Origin of the sequence: Paracoccus sp. SMMA_5_TC (assembly GCF_009696685.2) — a bacterium.
Lineage (GTDB): Bacteria > Pseudomonadota > Alphaproteobacteria > Rhodobacterales > Rhodobacteraceae > Paracoccus.
This window is the reverse complement of sequence record NZ_CP102356.1, coordinates 130,417-149,394: the sequence shown is the minus strand read 5'-3', so window position 1 is coordinate 149,394 and position 18,978 is coordinate 130,417. Positions and strand designations below refer to the sequence as shown.

10 protein-coding genes are annotated in these 18,978 nt (G+C 67.5%); all 10 read left to right on the top strand.

Annotation, left to right across the window (positions count from 1 at the left end; translation table 11 throughout):
• The first annotated feature begins 79 nt into the window (after nt 1-79).
• The 10 genes from cysD to GB880_RS14295 all read left to right on the top strand — a co-directional run bounded on the left by cysD (nt 80) and on the right by GB880_RS14295 (nt 18,968).
• Complete coding sequence (gene cysD, locus GB880_RS14340) at nt 80-1,015, top strand: sulfate adenylyltransferase subunit CysD (protein ID WP_154550599.1); 936 nt, start codon at nt 80-82, stop codon at nt 1,013-1,015.
• The gene (gene cysN, locus GB880_RS14335; protein ID WP_154492707.1) at nt 1,015-2,937 is read left to right on the top strand and encodes a sulfate adenylyltransferase subunit CysN; all 1,923 of its coding nucleotides are present in this window, start codon (nt 1,015-1,017) and stop codon (nt 2,935-2,937) included. The genes cysD and cysN overlap by 1 nt, the downstream gene beginning before the upstream one ends.
• A gap of 66 nt (nt 2,938-3,003) precedes the next feature.
• Nucleotides 3,004-4,440, top strand: a complete 1,437-nt coding sequence (locus tag GB880_RS14330; RefSeq protein ID WP_263467416.1) for a cryptochrome/photolyase family protein — start codon at nt 3,004-3,006, stop codon at nt 4,438-4,440.
• 90 nt (nt 4,441-4,530) lie between these two features.
• The gene (locus tag GB880_RS14325) at nt 4,531-5,604 is read left to right on the top strand and encodes a trypsin-like peptidase domain-containing protein (protein ID WP_154492709.1); all 1,074 of its coding nucleotides are present in this window, start codon (nt 4,531-4,533) and stop codon (nt 5,602-5,604) included.
• Entirely contained in the window at nt 5,601-6,653 is a 1,053-nt protein-coding gene (locus tag GB880_RS14320; RefSeq protein WP_154492711.1) for an effector-associated domain EAD1-containing protein, read from the top strand. Before GB880_RS14325 ends, GB880_RS14320 begins: the two co-directional genes overlap by 4 nt.
• Nucleotides 6,650-9,418 (top strand): ATP-binding protein, encoded by a 2,769-nt coding sequence (locus GB880_RS14315; RefSeq protein WP_154492713.1) that lies wholly within the window; start codon nt 6,650-6,652, stop codon nt 9,416-9,418. The genes GB880_RS14320 and GB880_RS14315 overlap by 4 nt, the downstream gene beginning before the upstream one ends.
• Before the next feature lie 129 nt (nt 9,419-9,547).
• Nucleotides 9,548-11,785: a hypothetical protein gene (locus tag GB880_RS14310; protein WP_154492715.1), complete on the top strand. Its 2,238-nt coding sequence runs from the start codon at nt 9,548-9,550 to the stop codon at nt 11,783-11,785.
• Nucleotides 11,786-11,801: 16 nt separating this feature from the next.
• On the top strand, nt 11,802-14,105 hold the full coding sequence (locus GB880_RS14305; RefSeq protein ID WP_154492717.1) for a hypothetical protein: 2,304 nt from the start codon (nt 11,802-11,804) through the stop codon (nt 14,103-14,105).
• A gap of 12 nt (nt 14,106-14,117) precedes the next feature.
• A complete protein-coding gene (locus GB880_RS14300) occupies nt 14,118-16,490 on the top strand; it encodes a hypothetical protein (RefSeq protein ID WP_263467415.1) in 2,373 nt (790 codons plus the stop codon).
• A 21-nt stretch (nt 16,491-16,511) separates the two neighbouring features.
• A complete protein-coding gene (locus tag GB880_RS14295) occupies nt 16,512-18,968 on the top strand; it encodes a hypothetical protein (RefSeq protein WP_154494169.1) in 2,457 nt (818 codons plus the stop codon).
• The last annotated feature ends 10 nt before the right edge of the window (nt 18,969-18,978 follow it).

Sequence of the window (18,978 nt, the reverse complement as noted above, 5' to 3'; positions counted from 1 at the left end):
CCGGCAACCCCCCAATCGGACTTGGTATTGCTGTGAAAATCTGGCAAAGGACGCCCGACCGCAGAACAGGGGCATTTCCATGACCAGCCAGACCGCCGCCCGCGCCGAAACCGCAAGTTCGACCCTTACGCATCTGCAGCGGCTCGAGGCCGAAAGCATCCAGATCATGCGCGAGGTCGTGGCCACGGCCGAAAACCCGGTGATGCTGTATTCGGTGGGCAAGGATTCGGCCTGCATGCTGCATCTGGCCAAGAAGGCGCTCCATCCGGCGCCGCCCCCCTTCCCCCTGCTGCATGTGGACACCACATGGAAATTCCGCGCCATGTATGAATTGCGCGACCGCGCGGCCGAACAGGCCGGCATGCGGCTGATCGTGCACCACAATCCCGAGGCCATGGAAAAGGGCATCAACCCCTTCGACCACGGCAGCCTGCACACCGACATGTGGAAAACCGATGGCCTGAAACAGGCGCTGACGAAATACAATTTCGACGTGGCCTTCGGCGGCGCGCGCCGCGACGAGGAAAAGTCGCGCGCCAAGGAGCGGATCTTTTCCTTCCGCTCGGCCAATCACCGCTGGGATCCCAAGAATCAGCGCCCCGAATTGTGGAGGCTTTACAACACCCGCAAGGGCAAGGGCGAATCGATCCGGGTGTTCCCGCTGTCGAACTGGACGGAACTGGACATCTGGCAATACATCCATCTGGAAAACATCGACATCGTGCCGCTGTATTTCGCAGAGGAGCGGCCGGTGGTGGAACGCGACGGCCTGCTGATCATGGTCGACGACGACCGGTTCCGGCTGCGCGAAGGCGAAGTGCCGATGATGCGCTCGGTCCGCTTCCGCACCCTGGGGTGCTATCCCTTGACCGGCGCAGTCGAATCGACCGCCAAGACCTTGCCCGAGGTCATCCAGGAAATGCTGTTGACCACCACATCCGAACGTCAGGGCCGGGCCATCGACCACGACCAGACCGCTTCGATGGAGAAAAAGAAACAAGAGGGGTATTTCTGATGACCGCCGCGCCCAAAGACCCCGTCTACGTCACCGACGCGCTGATTGCCGAAGACATCGACGCCTATCTGCTGAAACATCAGCACAAGACGATGCTGCGGTTCATCACCTGCGGTTCTGTCGATGACGGCAAGTCGACGCTGATCGGCCGACTGCTTTACGACAGCAAGATGATCTTCGAGGATCAGCTGGCCAGCCTGGAACACGACAGCAAATCCGTGGGCACCCAGGGCGGCGAGATCGATTTCGCGCTGCTCGTCGACGGCCTGGCGGCCGAACGCGAACAGGGCATCACCATCGACGTGGCCTATCGTTTCTTTGCCACCGACAAGCGCAAGTTCATCGTGGCCGACACCCCCGGCCACGAACAATACACCCGCAACATGGTCACCGGTGCCTCGACCGCCGATCTTGCCGTCATCCTGATCGACGCGCGGCAAGGCGTGCTGACCCAGACCCGGCGTCACAGCTATCTTGTGAACCTGCTGGGGATCCGCAACATCGTGCTGGCGGTGAACAAGATGGACCTGGTCGACTACTCGGCCGAGCGGTTCTACGAAATCGTCAGCGACTATTCGCATTTCGCCAAGCAGATCGGCATGGAAAGCTTTCTGCCGATCCCGATCTCGGGGCTCAAGGGCGACAATATCGTCAGCCGCAGCGCCCAGATGCCCTGGTATCAGGGCCCGACGCTGCTGTCCCATCTGGAGGAGGCACCGGTCAACGACAGCCGGATGCAGGACCATCCCTTCCGCATGGCGGTGCAATGGGTGAACCGCCCGAATCTCGATTTCCGCGGCTTTGCCGGTCAGATCGGATCAGGGACGGTGCGGCCGGGCGATGCGATCCGGGTGCTGCCATCGGGCAAGACCACGACGGTGAAGGCCATCGTCACGTATGACGGCGACCTGGATCAGGCCGTCGCTGGCCAGTCGATCACCCTGACCTTCGCCGACGAGATCGATTGCTCGCGTGGCGATGTGATCGTTCAGGCCGATGCGCCTTGCGAGGTCGCCGACCAGTTCGAGGCCACCTTGGTCTGGATGGCCGAACAGGAAATGCTGCCCGGTCGGCCCTATCTGCTCAAGATCGGCACACAACTGCTGACCGCCTCGGTCACCGAGCCGAAATACGAGGTGAACGTCAACACGCTGGAACATCTGGCCAGCAAGACCCTGAGCCTGAACGCGATCGGCGTCGTCAATATCTCGACCGATCGGGCGATCCCGTTCGAGCCCTATGCCAGCAATCCCGATCTGGGCGGCTTCATCCTGATCGATCGCATGACCAATGCCACGGTGGCGGCGGGGATGATCCATTTCGCCCTGCGCCGGTCGCAGAACGTGCATTGGCAGGCGCTGGACATCGACCGCGAGGCCCACGCCAGCCTGAAGAACCAGAAACCCGCCGTCATCTGGTTCACCGGCCTGTCGGGTTCGGGCAAGTCCACCATCGCCAATATCGTCGAGAAAAAGCTGCATGCCCTGGGCAAGCACACCTTCCTGCTGGATGGCGACAACATCCGCCACGGGCTGAACCGGGATCTGGGCTTTACCGATGCCGACCGGGTGGAAAACATCCGCCGCGTGGGCGAGGTGGCACGGCTGATGACCGACGCCGGGCTGATCGTGCTGACCGCCTTCATCTCGCCCTTCCGATCCGAACGGCGGATGGTGCGCGACCTGATGGCCGAGGGCGAGTTCGTCGAGGTCTTTGTCGACACGCCGCTGGAGGTGGCCGAGGCGCGCGACGTCAAGGGGCTTTACAAGAAGGCCCGCGCCGGCCAGCTGAAGAACTTCACCGGCATCGACAGCCCCTATGAACAGCCCGAGAACGCCGAACTGGTGGTCAATACCGTCGATCTGACGCCCGAGCAGGCCGCCGAACAGATCGTGCAATATGTGCTGACCCGTCTGGGCTGAGACCATGGCGCATCCCGGTCCGCGCCTCGACACAACCGCAGCCGGCCACAGCCGGGAGGCGGCGCGATGAGCGGGGCCGGCCTGCTGTGGCTGTCGCGCAATTTCCGCTTTGCCGACAACCCGGCACTGCTGGCGGCGCTGCGCGACGGGCCCTTGCGGGCGGTTTTCTGCCTGGATCGGGCAACCCTGGCCATGGGCAGCGCGCCGCGCTGGCGGCTTGAATGCGCGCTGCGCGCCTTTGACGCGGAGCTGCGCCGCCGCGGCGGGCAAGGGCTGTTGCTGCTTCGGGGCGAGCCCGAAGAGCTGCTGCCCGAACTGATGCGGCGCAGCGGCGCGCCGCGCGTGCATCAGGCCGACTGGCCCGAACCCGCCATGCGCGCATTGCAGGAGCGGGTGGCCGCAGCGCTCGGTGGGGCGCTGGTGCTGCATCCGGGCCATCTGCTGGTGCATCCGGCCGCACTGCGCACCGGTCAGGGCGGCGTCTATCGCGTCTGGTCGCCGTTTGCCCGCGCGTTGCGGGCGCTTGGCCCCGACCGGCCGGCACCCCCGGCCCCGAACCCTCTGACCATGGCCGCGCCCTTGGCCGGGGGCGATCTGCCGATTCTGGACCTTGACGACCTGAATCTGGCGCCCGATCTGCACAGCGGTCGCGCGGTTCTGGAACGCTTTGCCCTGCCCGCCGGCGAAGCTGCGGCGCTGGCCCGGCTTGACGATTTCCTGGATCGGGCGGGCGATTATGCAAGGCTGCGCGACCGCCCCGACCTTGACGCCACCTCGGGCCTGTCCGAGGCCCTGGCCCTGGGGGAAATCAGCCCGCGCAGCATCTGGCAGATCGCCCGCGCGCGCGCCTCATCCGAACCTGCCTTGGCTGAGGGTATCGAGAAATTCCTGTCGGAACTGATCTGGCGCGAATTTGCCTGGCATCTGCTGATCGATTTTCCGCGCATGGACCGCGCGCCGTGGCGGGCGGAATGGTCGGATTTCCCCTGGCAGGGGCACGGTCCGGCCTTCGACGCCTGGCAGCAGGGCCGAACCGGCGTGGCGCTGGTCGATGCCGGGCTGCGGGAAATGCGGGTGACCGGGCGGATGCACAATCGCGTGCGCATGGTGGTCGCCAGCTGGCTGACCAAGCATGTGCTGACCGACTGGCGTCTGGGGCTGGCGCATTTCCAGGACAGCCTGACCGACTGGGATCCGGCCTCGAACGCGATGAACTGGCAATGGGTGGCGGGCTGCGGCCCCGATGCCGCACCCTATTTCCGCGTGTTCAACCCGCTGCGGCAGGCCGAGCAGTTCGACCCCGACGGCCGCTATCGCAAGACCTGGCTGCCGCAGGGCGGCACCGCGGACAGTCCCCAGGCCCGGGCCTATCTGGAGACGCTGCCCCCCGACTGGCAGCTGGCCCGCAACTGGCGGCCGGCCGCGCCCGAGCTGATCGCCCAGGGCCGACAAAGGGCACTGGACGCCTATCAGCAATTCCGCGATCGCCTTCCCGCCGGCTGATGCAACCATGACTTGCGGGTGACAGGTCGGGGCTTCTGCGCTAGGATTTCCCTGTCACTTTCGTTCTTTGGTCAAGACATCGGGCTTACCATGGACAAGACAAGGCTGCGCAAGGCCCTGCTGGCTGCCTTTCCCCTGCGCGAGCGCATGGCAATGCTGCTGGCCCAGTATTTCGACCGCAACTATGCCACGCTGACCGCCCCCGGCCCGCTGGATGTCGAATATTTCCAGATCATCACCCAGGCCGAGGCCGAAGGCTGGCTGCTGCCACTGGCGCGGGCAGCCTATGAATCGGTGCCGGGCAATCCGCTGCTGGCCGATCTGGTCCTGGCCGAGGGGCTCAGCAGCGCCCGCCCCCTGACCCAACGCCCTGCGGCGGGCGACAGCGCGCTGCAGCGGCTGGTTCGGGAACGCAGCGATTTCGTCGATGTTGCCGCCTTCATGGCGCGTCTGGCCGGGCTCGAGGGCCAGACCTGCCGCATCGAACGCGCCTTGCCGGCGCCCAAGGCCATCGGCACCGGCTTTCTGGTCGGGCCCGATCTGGTGATGACCAACCAGCACGTGATTGCCGATCTGACGCCAGCCGACCGGCTGCTCTGCCGCTTCGACTATCTGACGGATGCGCAAGGGGTCGAGGTGCGCGCGGGGCGGGTGCAACCTTTGGCCGAGGACTGGCTGCTGGCCTCGGCCCCGCCCGACGCCGCCGATTCCAGCCTGGACGAAAGCCTGGAACCCGAGCCGGAAAACCTGGACTTCGCCCTGCTCCGCCTGGCAGAGCCTTTGGGCGAGCAGCCCCGGCAGGGGCAGGAGGGGCCGGGCAATCCACCGCGCGGCTGGATGACGATCGACCCGACCATTCCCGCCGGGGCCGGCGACGATCTGTTGATCCTGCAGCATCCGCAGGGCGCGCCGCTGAAACTGGGCCTGGGCAGGTTGACCGAGCTGCGGGCCCACGGGCTGCGCTGGCGGCACGATGTTGCGACCGAACCGGGATCCTCCGGCGCGCCGGTGTTCAACCGCAACCTCGACCTGATCGGCCTGCACCATGCGGGCGACCCGAACTTTGCCCGCACCGCCGCCTTCAACCAGGCGGTGCCACTTGCCGCCATCATCGGCCGGCTGACCGGCCAGGTCGATCCCTTCTGGACCCAGGTGCCGCCATGAGGCTGAGCGGCGCCGAATGTCAGGAACTGCTGCGGGCGCTGATCGCCGCCTTCCCGCAGGCGGCCCGGCTGGACATGATCCTGACCGCCCCGCCGATCGAGCGGGCGCTGGCGCGCATCAGCGCCCCCGATACGCTGGACGTGCAGTATCATCGCCTGGTGCAGGCGGCCAATGACGAAGGCTGGATGGACCGGCTGTGCCAGGGGTTACGCCAGGCCGATCCGATCAACCCGGCACTGCTGGCGCTGATCGACCGGCTGACGGGGCCGCGCACCGCCGCCGCGCCGCAGCCGCATCTGGAACTGGTCCTGGACGGCGCGCCCTTCGTCAATCAGCACCCGCTGCGCCATGTGCTGCAAACCATGACCCAATCCTTCGGCCCCAAGGTTCTTCAGGTCACCGGTGCCAATGCCAGCGGCAAAAGCTACAGCCAGACGCTGATCGGCCATGTCGCCCGCAGCATCGGGGCCGAGGTCTATCATATCCCCATGGTCGAGCCGACGACCACCGCCCGCGACCTGGTCGAGGATATGGCCCTGTTCATGGACCTGGGCGCGCCGCCGTCCCTGGCCGACCAGCCGCAGGATTCGACGGCGGTGATGCGGATGGTGCGTTGGCTGGCGGCCATGGGTCGCAAGCTGGATCGCGACTGGTGGCTGATCCTGGACGGCTTCGATTCGCAGCGCATCGACGACAGCGTGACCATGCTGATGCACGGCCTGGCGCAAAGCATCGGCAATGGCCAGCCCGAACGCATGCGGCTGTTCCTGCTGGGCTGGGACCGACCGATTTCCGGCCCGCCGCCGGGAAGGATCCTGGAACAGGGCCTGCGCGCCTTTGCCCGCGAGGATCTGCGCGATTACCTTGACGCTCTGATCGGGCAATACGCCATGCCGGCAGACATGCATAGCACCGATGACATCCTGTCATTGTGCTATCAGGGCTGGGATGACAACAGCGAACCCTATGCCCGGGCGCAGGCCCTGACCCAGCGGATCCAGCTGGTCGCCCTGGCCGCGATCCAGGCGGCCCAGGGGGGGCAGCCATGAACCTGCGCGAATCGCTGGGCCGCATCAGCCTGACCGCCGCCCCGACGGCCGAGGCCACCCCTCAGGATGTCTGGCCCTGGGTCGAAGCCGCGGCGGTGCTGGTGCATTTCGACCCGCTGACGCTGCGGTCCCGCAGTGGGTTCCTGTCGCCGCTGTCACCGGAAATCCCGCAATTGATCGACCTGTCCCAGCCCAGCCTTGCCGCCCGTCAGTTGCGCCGGCTGCGTGACGATACACGCCGTCAGGCGCTGGCCGGGCTGGGCAACGCCGCCGCGATGCAGGCCCAGCTGGCACTGAACCCGCAGCCTGACCACCCGACGCAGCAGGCACTGGCCGCGCTGATCGCCGGGCCGTCGGCCACCGAGCCGCTGCTGCGGTCGCAGGATCCCGGGCAGCTGGCCGCCCTGGCCGAGGCCCTCGCCTGGCTGCAGGGCATCCTGCCCGACCTGCCAGATCCGCAGCAGGTGGCCCAGCAGGCGGCACGCGCGCGTCTGCTGGCACCGCTGCGCAAGCTGGTGGGCAGCCATTTCGCCGGCCGCGCCGATGTCCTGGCGCAGATTGCCGATCACCTGCGCCTGGCCCCGCCCGGCGCGGTGCTGATGGTCCAGGGACCGGGCGGCGTCGGAAAGTCGACCGTGCTGGCGAAATTCATTCTGGACGCCGTCGAGCACGATCCGAACCCGCCCACGGTGCTGCTGCTGAACCTGGACGATCCGCAACTGGTCATCGACGACCCGTTCACCCTGCTGCTCGAGGCCGGGCGCCAGCTGCGCATCCAGCACCCGGAACTGAACCCCGAACTGGACGGGATGCGCGATCACATCGCCTCGCTGCGGCTGCGCAGCCGCTCGACCGAGACGATGGAATCCGTCACCGGCGGCGCCGTTGACTGGCACGAGGTCAGCCGCATCGCCCGCGCGGCCATGGCCATCATTCCCGGCAACCAGCCGGTCTTGCTGGTCATCGACACCTTCGAGGAAGCGCAGACCACCGGCCCCAGCGCCGTCAGCCGCCTGATGCAACTGGTCGACAGCCTCAAGTCCGGCAACCCGCGGCTGCGCGTCATCATCGCCGGACGCGCGCAGGAAGATGGTCTGCCTGCCGAAAAGGTGACGCTGCGGGCACTGGACCCCATCGCGGCCCGCGCCGTGCTGGAAAAAAGCGCCGGGCTGGGGCCGCTGCCGCAAGCGGTCGCCGATCAGGTCTATGCCATTGCGCGCGGCAATCCGCTGGCCACCTATCTGGCAGGCCGGGTTCTGGCGACCGAGGGCCGCGACGCCTTTGCCGACAGCGCCCGGATGGCGCAACTGATTGGGCAGATTCGCACCGAAAAGGTGCAGGCGCAGCTTTACGGTCGGGTGCTGGGGCATATCCATGACGAACAGGTGCGACGGTTGGCCTATCCGGGGCTGGTGCTGCGCCGCATCACCCCCGACATCCTGCTGGCGGTTCTGGCCGAACCCTGCGGCGTGACCATTGCCGACAGCGATGCAGCGCAGGATCTGTTCACGCGCTTCGGCCATGAGGTTGCGCTGGTGCAGCCCGAACCCGGCACCGGCGCGCTGCGCTATCGCGAGGACGTGCGCCGGCTGGTGCTGACCGACCTGCGCCGCGATCAGCCGCAGCTTGCCGCCGACATCGATCGCGCGGCGGTGCGCTATTACCGCGACCGCCCGGGTGCCCTGGCCAGAGCCGAGGAGCTTTATCACCTGCTGGCGCTGGACAGCCCGGCCGAGGAGCTGGACCCCCGCTGGGACGAGGCGGCAGCGCCGCTGCTCTCTGGCGCGCTGGACGAACTGCCGCCCCGGGCGCAAATATGGCTGGCCAACCGCTTGCGCATCGACCTGCGCCCGGAATGGCAGGACTTGGCCGACCAGCAATCCTGGGAAACCTCGGCCGAACAGACCGCCCGCGCCCTGATGCGCGACAAGTTGCCGCAAGAGGCGCTGTCGGTCTTGAACCAGCGCCAGCAACGGCTGCCGGCATCGCCGCTGTTCCTGACCGAGGCCGAGGCGCTGGTCATGCTGGGTCAGCCAGAAACTGCGTTGCAGATCCTGCGTCAGGGCATCGCCAGCGCCGAAACCGCCGGCGACCGGCTGACGCAGGTGGCATTGCTGCTGGTGGAAACGCTGATCCATGAAACCCGCCGGGCATTGTTGCGCGCGGGACAGGCCGCCAGGCGCGCGGTGGACCTGGCGCAACTGACGGAAAACACGCCGGCGCGGCTGCGCAGCCTGATGGCGCTGTTGCGACTGCACCGCCACCGCCGCGGCCTGCCCGGACCCGCCCCGGAAACCCTGGTGGCCGAGGCCGAGCGGCTGTTGCGCAATGATGGCGTCATGGCCCAGCTTTCGGCCACGCCGGGGTTGATGCGGGAACTGGCGGCGGAACTGGGCATGCGCGACCCGCAGGTTCTGGCTGCCGCCCTGCGCGGCAGCGGTGCCGGCATCGCCCTGCCCCCGGCGCTGCGCGGCGCCAGCGCCGCCTCGATCGTCAGCGACCGGCGGGCGCGGCCGCTCTTGGGCGACATGCTGCTGCCCGATGAACCTTTCGCCAACGGCCTGGCGCTGGTCAACGACGCCCCGGACCGCCAGCACCGCTTTGCACGGGTGGCGCTGGTCTGCGATCTGATGGCCGCCGAAATCGATCACAGCCGCGGCGGCCTGCCGGCACGGGCGATGCGCGCCCGCCCGACCCCCTGGCGGCAAAGCCCGCTGGCACCCGATCAGACCGCCTGGGGCGATCTGGTGCAATCGGCGTTCTGATCCGGCGCAAGCGTAGCCATTGCTTTACTTTTTGCGGCCACTGGGGCATGATCGACCCATCCCAGGTACGAAAGATTTGTCTGTTCCGGCCCCTGCTTCCAGCGGGTCAGCCCAGCACGGAGTATTGGCATGCTTTCCCTGACGGATGGTTTTGAAATCGAGGGCGTCCAGTTCTTTCGCGACGACGAAGCCCCCGAGGTTTTCTATTACCTGCCCAGCACCGTCGCCCTGGCACGTAATCCCGACGGGTCGCCGCAATTCCAGTTCGTGCTGTATCAGGCCGGCCTGCCCATCGAGGGCAAGCAGCAGGGCGGCGGCTTTCTGGTGATGACCACGGTGCTGACCGCGCCCGCCGATGTGGTCGGACAAAAGGCGACCGACCGCGCACAGGCGATCCTGCGGGCCGAGGCGCCGTCGCCGGGCGCGCCGATTCCGACGCCCAAGATCCGTTCCGTGCCCTTCACCGGCGGCACGGCGGTGCTGCGCATCGCGCGCGGGCCGAACAACAGCCTGGTCGAACGCATCGATCTGGGCCGACCATCGCTGATCGGCAGCAACACGGTTTCGGTCGTGGCCGATTTTCCGCTCATGGGGGCCGAGGTCTTTGCCGACACTTTGCGCCAGGGCGGCGCCATCGCCGCGGTCGAATACAACCTGGAATTCGAGGTGCGCCTGCCCGCCGTGGTGATCGAGGCCCATATCGACGCCGGCCGCGTGCGCGAGGTGGTGGCGACCTATACCGAACAGGAAATCGTGGATGAGGATTTCTGGGGCGGCGATACCACGACCCAGGTGCGAAAGCGCACCGGCTACAGCGAATTCCTGCGCGAAAACAATCTGGTGACGCTGGATATTCGCGCCGGCTCGGCCCAGGTGGAACTGGACGACGACATGATCGCCGATCTGCGCGATTTTGCCCTGGGCGCGATGGACAAGTTCATCAACGAACAGTGGATGAATGTCGGCGGCATTCTGACACCCGAGGAACTGCGCAGCGAATGGCTGACCTTCATCAACGAGGACTTCCAGAAGAACTTCGACCTGACGCTGACGCAATCGGATGTGGTGATCCGCCAATACAACCCCAGCGCGACAATCAACCCGTCGTTCATTTCGGCGGATATCAAGGACTATCTGCTGATCGTGGACACGCTGGCGCATCCTTTCTTCAAGCGGCTCGAGGTGGATGTCTCGACCAGTTTCGATTTCGAGCGCTTCGACGATTACGTTCATTCCATCGTCGTGGACCTGACCTATGACAGCCCCGACGATACCGGCCGGCGCATCCAGAAGGCGGAAAGCTTCATCTTTACCAAGGACGACAACCGCCGGCGCAAGTTCGTCACCGCCAAGGGGCGCAGCAACGAATACCAGGTCACGGCCGAGGTGCATTACCGCAACGGCCCGATCCTGAAGCAGCGGTTGCTGAATGCGACATCGGTGGCTCCGGCCCAGGTCATCGCTGTGGCCAATCCGGGCGAAATCAACGTCACCTTCTCGGCCCCCGCCGCCGGGTTCGAGGGCGAGTTGCGCTCGATCGACATCGAACTGGCCTATGAGGATCGCCGCAGCGGCGTCACCCCCTTTGTCGAGGAACGCAGCCTGACCAAGGAGGCACCACAGGTCGTCATCCGCCGCCCGGTCTATTCGCCCGAGCTGAAGCCTTTCCGCTATCGTTTCACCCATGTGTTCCCCAACCAGAAGGTCTCGACACCCTGGATCGAGGCCCCGGCCGGCACCACCAACCTGCGCGTGCCCACCCCGTTCGAGGACCGGTTGATGCTGGATGTGGTGCCTTCGGCGGATTGGAGCGAGCTGGCCGGCATCCTGGTGTCGCTGACATACAACGATCCCGACAACGACCTGCGCACCCAGCAGTCGCTGTTCTTTGCCCCCGAGGATCAGGGCAAGATCAAGACCTTTTTCGCGCCCTTGAAGGATCCGGCGCGGCGCACGGTCGCGGTCAGCGAAACTCATCTGTTCCGCAGCGGCGTGGCGCGCAATTTCGCCCCGCGCGTGGTGCAGGCCAGCGGTGTGCCGGTGATCGTGGGCAATGCCCCGGGCGGGCTTTACCGGGTCACGGTCTCGGGCGACGATCTGGCGCTGGGAACGGATGTGCGGCGGGCAACGGTGTCGCTGTCCTATAGCGATCCGGTCAACAACGTTCTGGATACGCATGGCGTGCTGCTGCGCAATCCCGGCGACAGTTCGGTCTGGTCGGTGGCGCTGGCCGATCCCCAGCGGCTGGAATACCGCTATCGGGTCGACTACTTCATGGCCTCGGGCGAGCGGATCGCCGGCCAGGAACAGACCGCGAGCTTTGCCCACCCCGACGACTGGCTGTTTGTTCCTCCCCCCAACGGTTGAGGCAAGGGATGACGCCATGCTGTCCTTTGCCCCTCCGATCAGGCTGATCGCCGGCCACCCGGTTCTGGCCGACCACGACCGCGCCGACCTGTTCCATGTCCTGCCCGCAGCGCCGGCGCTGGCGCTGGCCGCCAATGGCGACCCGGCCTTTGGGCTGATGCGCTATCTGGGCGACGATGCCGGGGGGGCGGCGCTTGCCGGTGGGTTTCTGTCGCTTGCCACCGAACTGACCGTGCCTGACGGCGTTCAGGCACTGATCCGCCAGCAACTGGCCGATCAGATCGGTCGGGTCGTGCAACTGAGCCAACCGTTGTTCGACGATGGCCAGGTCGAGCTGGTGCTGCTGGGCCAGGCCAGCGGCGCCGACCCCGGCAGCAATCCCGGCCCCTTTCAGGTCGATGTGCTGGGCAGCGCGCGCCCCGCGATGGCCGGGCGCAATGCCGCCAGCTTTCAGGTGGCGCTGAACCACACCGCCGCCGCCTTCATCGAGGCGGCGGTTGGCGACCCGACCCTGCCGGCGCTGGTGATCTACCGCATGGCACTGACCGGCCTGCAACCGGGCTATCGCATCCAGGTCAATGGCGATCTGTCGCGTCTGCAAGACGAACTGGACGCGCGGTTTCGTGCCAATGTCTATTACCTGCGCGCAGACATCGCCCGGGAAACCCGGCTGGCGATGGCCGCGGCCGGGGTGCGGGTCGATACCGTGGTCATGGACGAAACCGCCCAGGACGATGCCGCGGCGGCCGAACGCGCGCTGCTGGACTGGATCACCGACAGCTTCTTCGATCCACAGCCCGTGCCACCTGCCCCGGCCGGGCCCGCCGCCGGCCTGGTGGACGGCCTGCTGGGCGGTGTCGCGGAACTGTTCGACACGCTGATGCCCGGCGCCTCCTTCAAGCTGAAATCCCGCCGGACCGAGGATCTGCGCCAGGTTCACGCCGTCTTGCAGCGCACGCTGGCGCGGCGACGCGACCTGGTGTTCCAGGCCACCCTGGGGGCCGAGCTGAACGCCCGCCGCATCGACGAAACCGGCGTCGAACGCGCCGACTGGCCCTCGCTGCGCGACCGGCTGATCGGCGGGGTGAACATCGCCGCCATCCCGCGCCGCGAAATCCGACTGGGCATCATGGACCGGTTCGCCAGCGACGGGCTTGCGGCGGTCGAGCTGGACATCGCGCTGTCCGCACCCGATGCGGCCGTGCCGCTGCACCCGCGCACGGTGGTGTTTCACGACGCAAACCAGCAGCACCTCTACGCCGTCAACCTGCTGGACCAGCCGGCGCGGCTGCTGACCGATCCCTATCACTATCGCCTGCGCTGCCATTACGATCCCGCCAGCGCCTTCGGCCCCCGCCCGACCGAGGAAGGCCCCTGGACCCAGGGCCGTGCTGGCGAGCTGATCGTCGATCCGCGCGTCGACGGACCGTATCGGCTGCGCGCACCGCTGCTGGCGGTGACGCCCGGCTTTCCCTTTGCGCAGTTCCCGCAGGTCTCGATCGATCTGCGGCGGGTCGAGGACGGCGTCGAAACCCAGCGCGGCGCGCTGCTGTTGCGCGCCGACACGCCCGAGGCGCGCTGGATCTTTCGCGGCCATGGCGCCCAGCCCGAACGGTTCCAGTTCCGCACCCGGTTCGAGCGCCCCATGCCCGAAGGCGGGCCGGTGATCAGCGACTGGCAGGATGAAACCGGCCTGCGCATCACCCTGCCCGACCCGCTGCCGCACCGCCGGCGCGCGACCTTCTTCGTCAGCCTGCCCTGGGCCGAGGTCGGCCTGGCCTTTCTGGAGATCCGCTATGACGACGACGCCAACGGGCTGCACATCGACGAACGCGTGACCCTGAGCTCCGATCAGCCGGTGGTGGACCGCGATTACGCCGTCGCCGACCCGGCGCTGGATCGGCTGCAGTTCCGGCTGACCGCGCTGATCCTGGGGCGCGGCTTCGTGCAGGGCGACTGGCGCGAGACCACCGACACCACCATCGTTCTTGGCCGCGAACTGGTCGAGATGCGCGCCGTGCGCCTTCGGGTGCTGGGCCTGCCGCTGGCCGCGCACGGCCTGGCCCAGCTGCGCCTGTCGGCCGAGGCCATTGGTCCCGGCGCGGTGTCCCTGCATCCCCATAGTGTCCTGGTCGACGCCGACCGGACCGATGGCGATCTGGGCGTCTGGAGCTTTCCGCGTTTCGTCCCGCCCGTCTCCGGCCTGCGGGTGCGGGCCGACTGGCGCAATGCCGACGGCTTTCCCGACAGCACCGGCTGGCAAGGGCTGGACCGCGATCTGGCGCTGTTCCGCGTCCCGCAGATGCGCTTTCAGCTATAGGGGAGGACGCCGATGCTGAGTTTCGAAACCCCGCATGTCGAAGCAGACGGCATCATCCTGTTCCCCGATCATGAGGATCCGCTGCTGTGGTATTACAGCGCCGCAGACCCGCGTCTGGCCATCGGCCCCGGCCGGCGGCCGATGTTCGACCTGTGGATCTATACCGAGGCGCTGGTCCACAGTTTCCTGGGCGGCACGCAGATTCCGCAGGAAATGGGCGGCGGCTTTCTGACCCTGGGCGTCAATTGCCGTCATGACGATGCGGCGTTGCGGCGGGCGCGCAAGGCGGTGGCGCGGGCGCTGTCGCTTGACGACGAGGACCGGGTGACGCTGTCGCCGATCCCCTATTCCGAGGGCAAGGTCAGCCTGATCGCGCTGGATGCGGTCAGCGCAGGCGGCGACACCGGCGCGGGCGAGCCGGCGGCCGGGCGGCCGCGCTTTGTCACCGCGGTGCTGGGGGCGGGCCGGCCGGCGCTGCTGGGCGATTTGCAGGCGATCTTTTCGATCTCGCTCAGCGACCGCGGCGCGGCCTTCATGTCGGGCATGTTCGAGAATGGCGGCATGCCGGTGGGCGTGGTCTATGAGCTGAGCTTTCAGGGGCTGTCGCCGGCGGTGCAGGTGGTTGTCCGCGCCGATATGGACAAGCTGCGCCAGCATTTCGGCGGCGGGCTGCAAGGCCAGGTGCAATGGTTCCGCGCCGATGTCTCGGCCGCGATCGACCAGCTGGTGCAGACGAATGCGGTGCAGATCGAAAGTTCGATCCTGCTTGATGCCGATGCCGCGCGCGAGGCCGAGGCCCGCGCACTCGCCCTGTTCAAGGAGGACATCATCCAGACCCTTTTCCGCCCCAGCCTGCCGCAGCCGCCGCAGCCGGCGCCGGGCCAGGGGCTGGGCCAGGCCATTGCCGCGCTTGGCGGCGCGGGGGCGGCCGCAGGCGGGGGCGCGGCCGCTGCCGGCAATGCCGCCGCTGCGGCAGCGACCGGCGGATCACTGGGGCTGACGCTGAAATTCCAGCACGAGACCGCCGATCTGTCGGGCGAGTTCCGCTATGACGCGCGCATGCCCAGCACCCGCACCGACGCGCCGCAGGCCTTTCTGCAGACGCTGATTGCGCCACAGGACCACGCCAGCCACACCACTGTCATCAACCTGGGCACCGCATCGGCGTTTTTCGACCGGGTCGAAGCCATCGTGTCCTTGCCCGAGGACGCGGTTTTTGCCGAACTGAACCTGCGCCAGGCCGTCGTCAGCATGAGCTATGGCGACGACGACCCGCAGCGCCCGCCCGAAATCAAGCCGCCGCTGATCTGTCGTCCCGGCGGCGAGCGCCACCGGCTGCTGGCCTTTCTGCGCAACGGCCGGCCCAGCATGGCGGTCAGCTATGACATTACCTATGAATTCGACGATCCGGTCGATGCGACCGTCGATGCCAGCCGCTATGTCACCCCGCGGCAAACGTCTAGCACCCGGGCGGTGATGATCGATCCGCGCGGCGATTTCGGCTATCGTCGGCTGGTGCTGCGCCCGGGCCGCATCCCGGCGGATGTGCGCGAAATCGGCGTCGAGGCCCGGTTTCGCACCGACTCGGGCGGGTTTGCGGCCGAGCGCCGCTTTCGCCTGCTGGCGCCCTTTGACCGGCCGGTGGCCGAGGTGGCGCCCGAAGGCGCCGACTGGCCGATCCGCACCCGGGAAAAAGGCTTTGGCCGCTTCGACCTGCGCCCGACCTATGTCTTTGCCGAGGGCGGCACCTGGACCGCCGCAAGCGACCAGGCGCGCGCGCCCCTGCACACGCTGGACGCGCCATTTCGCGGCGAACGCCAGCTGATCGTGCAACCCAACGTGCTGTCCCCCTCGGTCGAGGGGATCGATGTCGAGGTGGAATACAACGATCCCGCCGCCGCCTATGCCCGCAGCTTTCGCGCGACGCTGACGCCGCCCTTTGCCGCCCTGACCCTGCGCTGGTCGATCCTCGACCCGGCGCGACAGCAGGTGCGCATCCGCGCCACCGTGCGCGAAGGCGGCATCGTGTCGCGCGGCGATTGGGTGGAAACTCCGGAAACCATCCACATCGTCGGCACCGACGCGGCGCGCCCAGACCTGTTGACGTTGCGCCTGATCGGCGGCGATCTGGCCGCGGCGGGGCTCGACGCGGTGCTGGTCGAATTGCGCGCCCCCGACGAAACCGGCCAACCGCGCCTGACCGAACTGTTCTTTGGCCCCGGCGATCCGCTGACCGCGCAGGCCACGCTGATCCGCCGCCCCGGCCAGCCGCTGAGCTACGAATTCCGCACCCATGCCTTTCGCAGCACCGGCGACAGTGCCGTCAGCGACTGGCAGACCCGCACCGACGGCCTGCAACTGATCATTTCGCTAAGGACTCTGTGACCCCCGCAACCGGAGCTTGCCATGCTGGACCTCGATACCCGGTTCGAACTTATGGGCGTGACGCTGTATCGCGACGCCGACCAGCGCGACGTGTTCTTTTACCTGCCGCAGAACCCGACCATTCCGCGCGACCGCGCCGGGCTGATGTTCGACCTGATGCTTTATGAAAAGGGCGGGCAGGCGCAGGATCTGCAGACCGGCGGCTTTCTGACGCTGGCCGTCGCCACCGGGCTGGGGGCGCTGGAACAGCCGTTGCTGCGCGAATTGCGCCGCCAGTATGGCAGCCAGGCGCGGCTGGTCTCGATCCCCTTTACCGAAGGTTCGGTGCGGCTGGCGGGGCTGGATACCGGCGTGGCCCCGATCAACCCCGACGGCAGCGGCCCGCCGGCCAGCGACCCCGGCCCCACCGGCCTGCGCCTGGTCGAAAAGGTATTCGGCACCGCTGTTCCCAATCTTGACGGCGACAATCGCGCGGTGTTCTCGCTGCAACTCAGCGAAGAGGGCGCGGCCTTCTTCGCCGATCTTCTGGAACAGGGCCGCGCGGCGCGGCCGCTGATCGCCATCTACGACCTGAAATATACCGGCCTGCTCGAGGTCGAAAGCCTGCGCATCGAAATCGACTATGCGCGGGTCTATGATTTCCTGCGCACGCGGCTGGGCTTCAACGCCATCGTCGTGGCCGGCGAAATCGACAACATCGTCGAAGAGCTGCGCGACAATCAGTCGATCAGGATCGACGACACCGTGCGCAGCCTGGAATTATCCACCCCCGAGGCGCTGGCCCAGCGGCAGACCCGCATCGACGCGCTGGTCAAGGAACTGGCCACCGGCGCCTTCTTTGCGCCGTCGTTGAAGCTGGGCGATCCGTCGGTGAATGAAAGCGAGGTGTTCGCGGCGCCGGCCAGCGACGGCTCGGTCGGGCTGTTCCGCCAGGGGATGCCGGCGGCGATCGGCCAGGCCATCGGTCAGGCGATCAGCAGCCGCGAAATGGCCGGGCCCACCGACATCAACACCCCGCCCCCCGAGCCGGGCGAGGGCACGCCGCCGCCGGCCGCCAACAGCCAGGTCGCGGCGCAATCCTCGGCCATGGGGCACCCGCGCGCCACCTTTACCATGCGCCGCCTGCAACAGCGCGAATTGCGCAAGGTGGTCTATGACCTGTCGCGCACCACGGCGATGCAGCGGTCCACCGGGCCGCAGAACCCGCTGCTGTTCATGGGATCCGAGCGTGAGATCCGTAGCCGCATCCACAAGATCAGCCTGAACCACCCGTTCTTTGCCCGGCTGCGCATCGACGTGGACGCCGGCGGCACCGATTTCGCCGCCGAAGGCATCCGGGCGATGACGGTGCGGCTGCGCTATGGCCGGCGGCCCGACGGCCAGCCGCGCGAATCCGCCGATTTCATCCTGGACAGTGCCGATGATCGCGCCAGCTTTGTCTTTGCCCGCGACCCCGGCGCCGGCATGGGCTACGAATATCAGCTGACGCTGCATTACCTGCCGGGCTTCGGCCTTGGGGATACCCGGCAGACCCTGACCGGTCCCTGGACCCCGACCGAGGCGCGGCAGCTGTCGCTGCATCCGTCGATGCTGGCGCGGCGCCAGCCGATCACCCTGGCGCTGCCGCGCGCGGTGCCCCCCGACCTGGCCGAGGTGCGCGCCAGCGTCACCTACAGCGATCCCGACGGGCTGATCCAGGACAGCCGCAGTTTCGTGCTGCTGCCCGGCCAGCCGGGCGTGACCGTGCATGTCCGCCTTGCCGATGCCAATGATTCCGTGCGCATCGCCGCCGAGGCGATCTTTGCCGACGGGCGCAGCCTTGCGCTGCCGGAACAGATCCGCCCCGATCCGCAGGGGCTGCGCCCCACCGATCTGGTGCTGATGCCGGTGCCGGGCCGGCCGGCAGCGCAGTTTTCGGTGATGCTGTCGGACCCGCTGGACGAGCTGCGCTCGGTCCTGGTCGATTACGAGGTGCGCCAGAACGGCAGCCTGGTCGGCAGCGGCGGGATCGAGGTGACCGAGCCGCTGCAGGCCATGCCGGTGCAAGTGATCCTGCCCACGGCCGAGCCGCGCCCCGAGGTGCGGCTGCGCGAACGCCGCATCTTTGCCAGCGGCGGGATCGAAACCCTGCCCTGGCGCGTGCTCAGCGACACGCTGCAAGTGGTTGGCGTGCCGGCCGGCGATGTGATGGAGGTCACCTTGCGCTATGTCGGCCCGCCGCTGGCCACGCTGGGCGTCGTCGGGTTGCTGGTCAACCTGTCCTACACCGCCCAGGACGCCGACCCGGAATTTGCCCAGACCGCCAACCTGTTCGTCGAGGGCAGCGAGCCGGCGCGCTGGCTGGTGCGGCTGAAACAGCGCGGCGAGCGGCGCTTTTCCTACCAGACCGTCGTGCTGCTGCAAACCGGCGAACAGCGCGAACTGCCGCCCGTGACCACCGATGCCAGCCTGGTGCTGCTGCGCGTCGCCACCCCCTGACCATGAGGCG

Excerpts from the sequence above, each read along its gene's own strand:
- GB880_RS14310 (WP_154492715.1), top strand. The coding sequence starts at position 9,548 with ATGCTTTCCCTGACGGATGGTTTTGAAATCGAGGGCGTCCAGTTCTTT.
- GB880_RS14325 (WP_154492709.1), top strand. The coding sequence starts at position 4,531 with ATGGACAAGACAAGGCTGCGCAAGGCCCTGCTGGCTGCCTTTCCCCTG.
- GB880_RS14320 (WP_154492711.1), top strand. The coding sequence starts at position 5,601 with ATGAGGCTGAGCGGCGCCGAATGTCAGGAACTGCTGCGGGCGCTGATC.
- GB880_RS14300 (WP_263467415.1), top strand. The coding sequence starts at position 14,118 with ATGCTGAGTTTCGAAACCCCGCATGTCGAAGCAGACGGCATCATCCTG.
- GB880_RS14305 (WP_154492717.1), top strand. The coding sequence starts at position 11,802 with ATGCTGTCCTTTGCCCCTCCGATCAGGCTGATCGCCGGCCACCCGGTT.
- cysN (WP_154492707.1), top strand. The coding sequence starts at position 1,015 with ATGACCGCCGCGCCCAAAGACCCCGTCTACGTCACCGACGCGCTGATT.
- cysD (WP_154550599.1), top strand. The coding sequence starts at position 80 with ATGACCAGCCAGACCGCCGCCCGCGCCGAAACCGCAAGTTCGACCCTT.
- GB880_RS14330 (WP_263467416.1), top strand. The coding sequence starts at position 3,004 with ATGAGCGGGGCCGGCCTGCTGTGGCTGTCGCGCAATTTCCGCTTTGCC.
- GB880_RS14315 (WP_154492713.1), top strand. The coding sequence starts at position 6,650 with ATGAACCTGCGCGAATCGCTGGGCCGCATCAGCCTGACCGCCGCCCCG.
- GB880_RS14295 (WP_154494169.1), top strand. The coding sequence starts at position 16,512 with ATGCTGGACCTCGATACCCGGTTCGAACTTATGGGCGTGACGCTGTAT.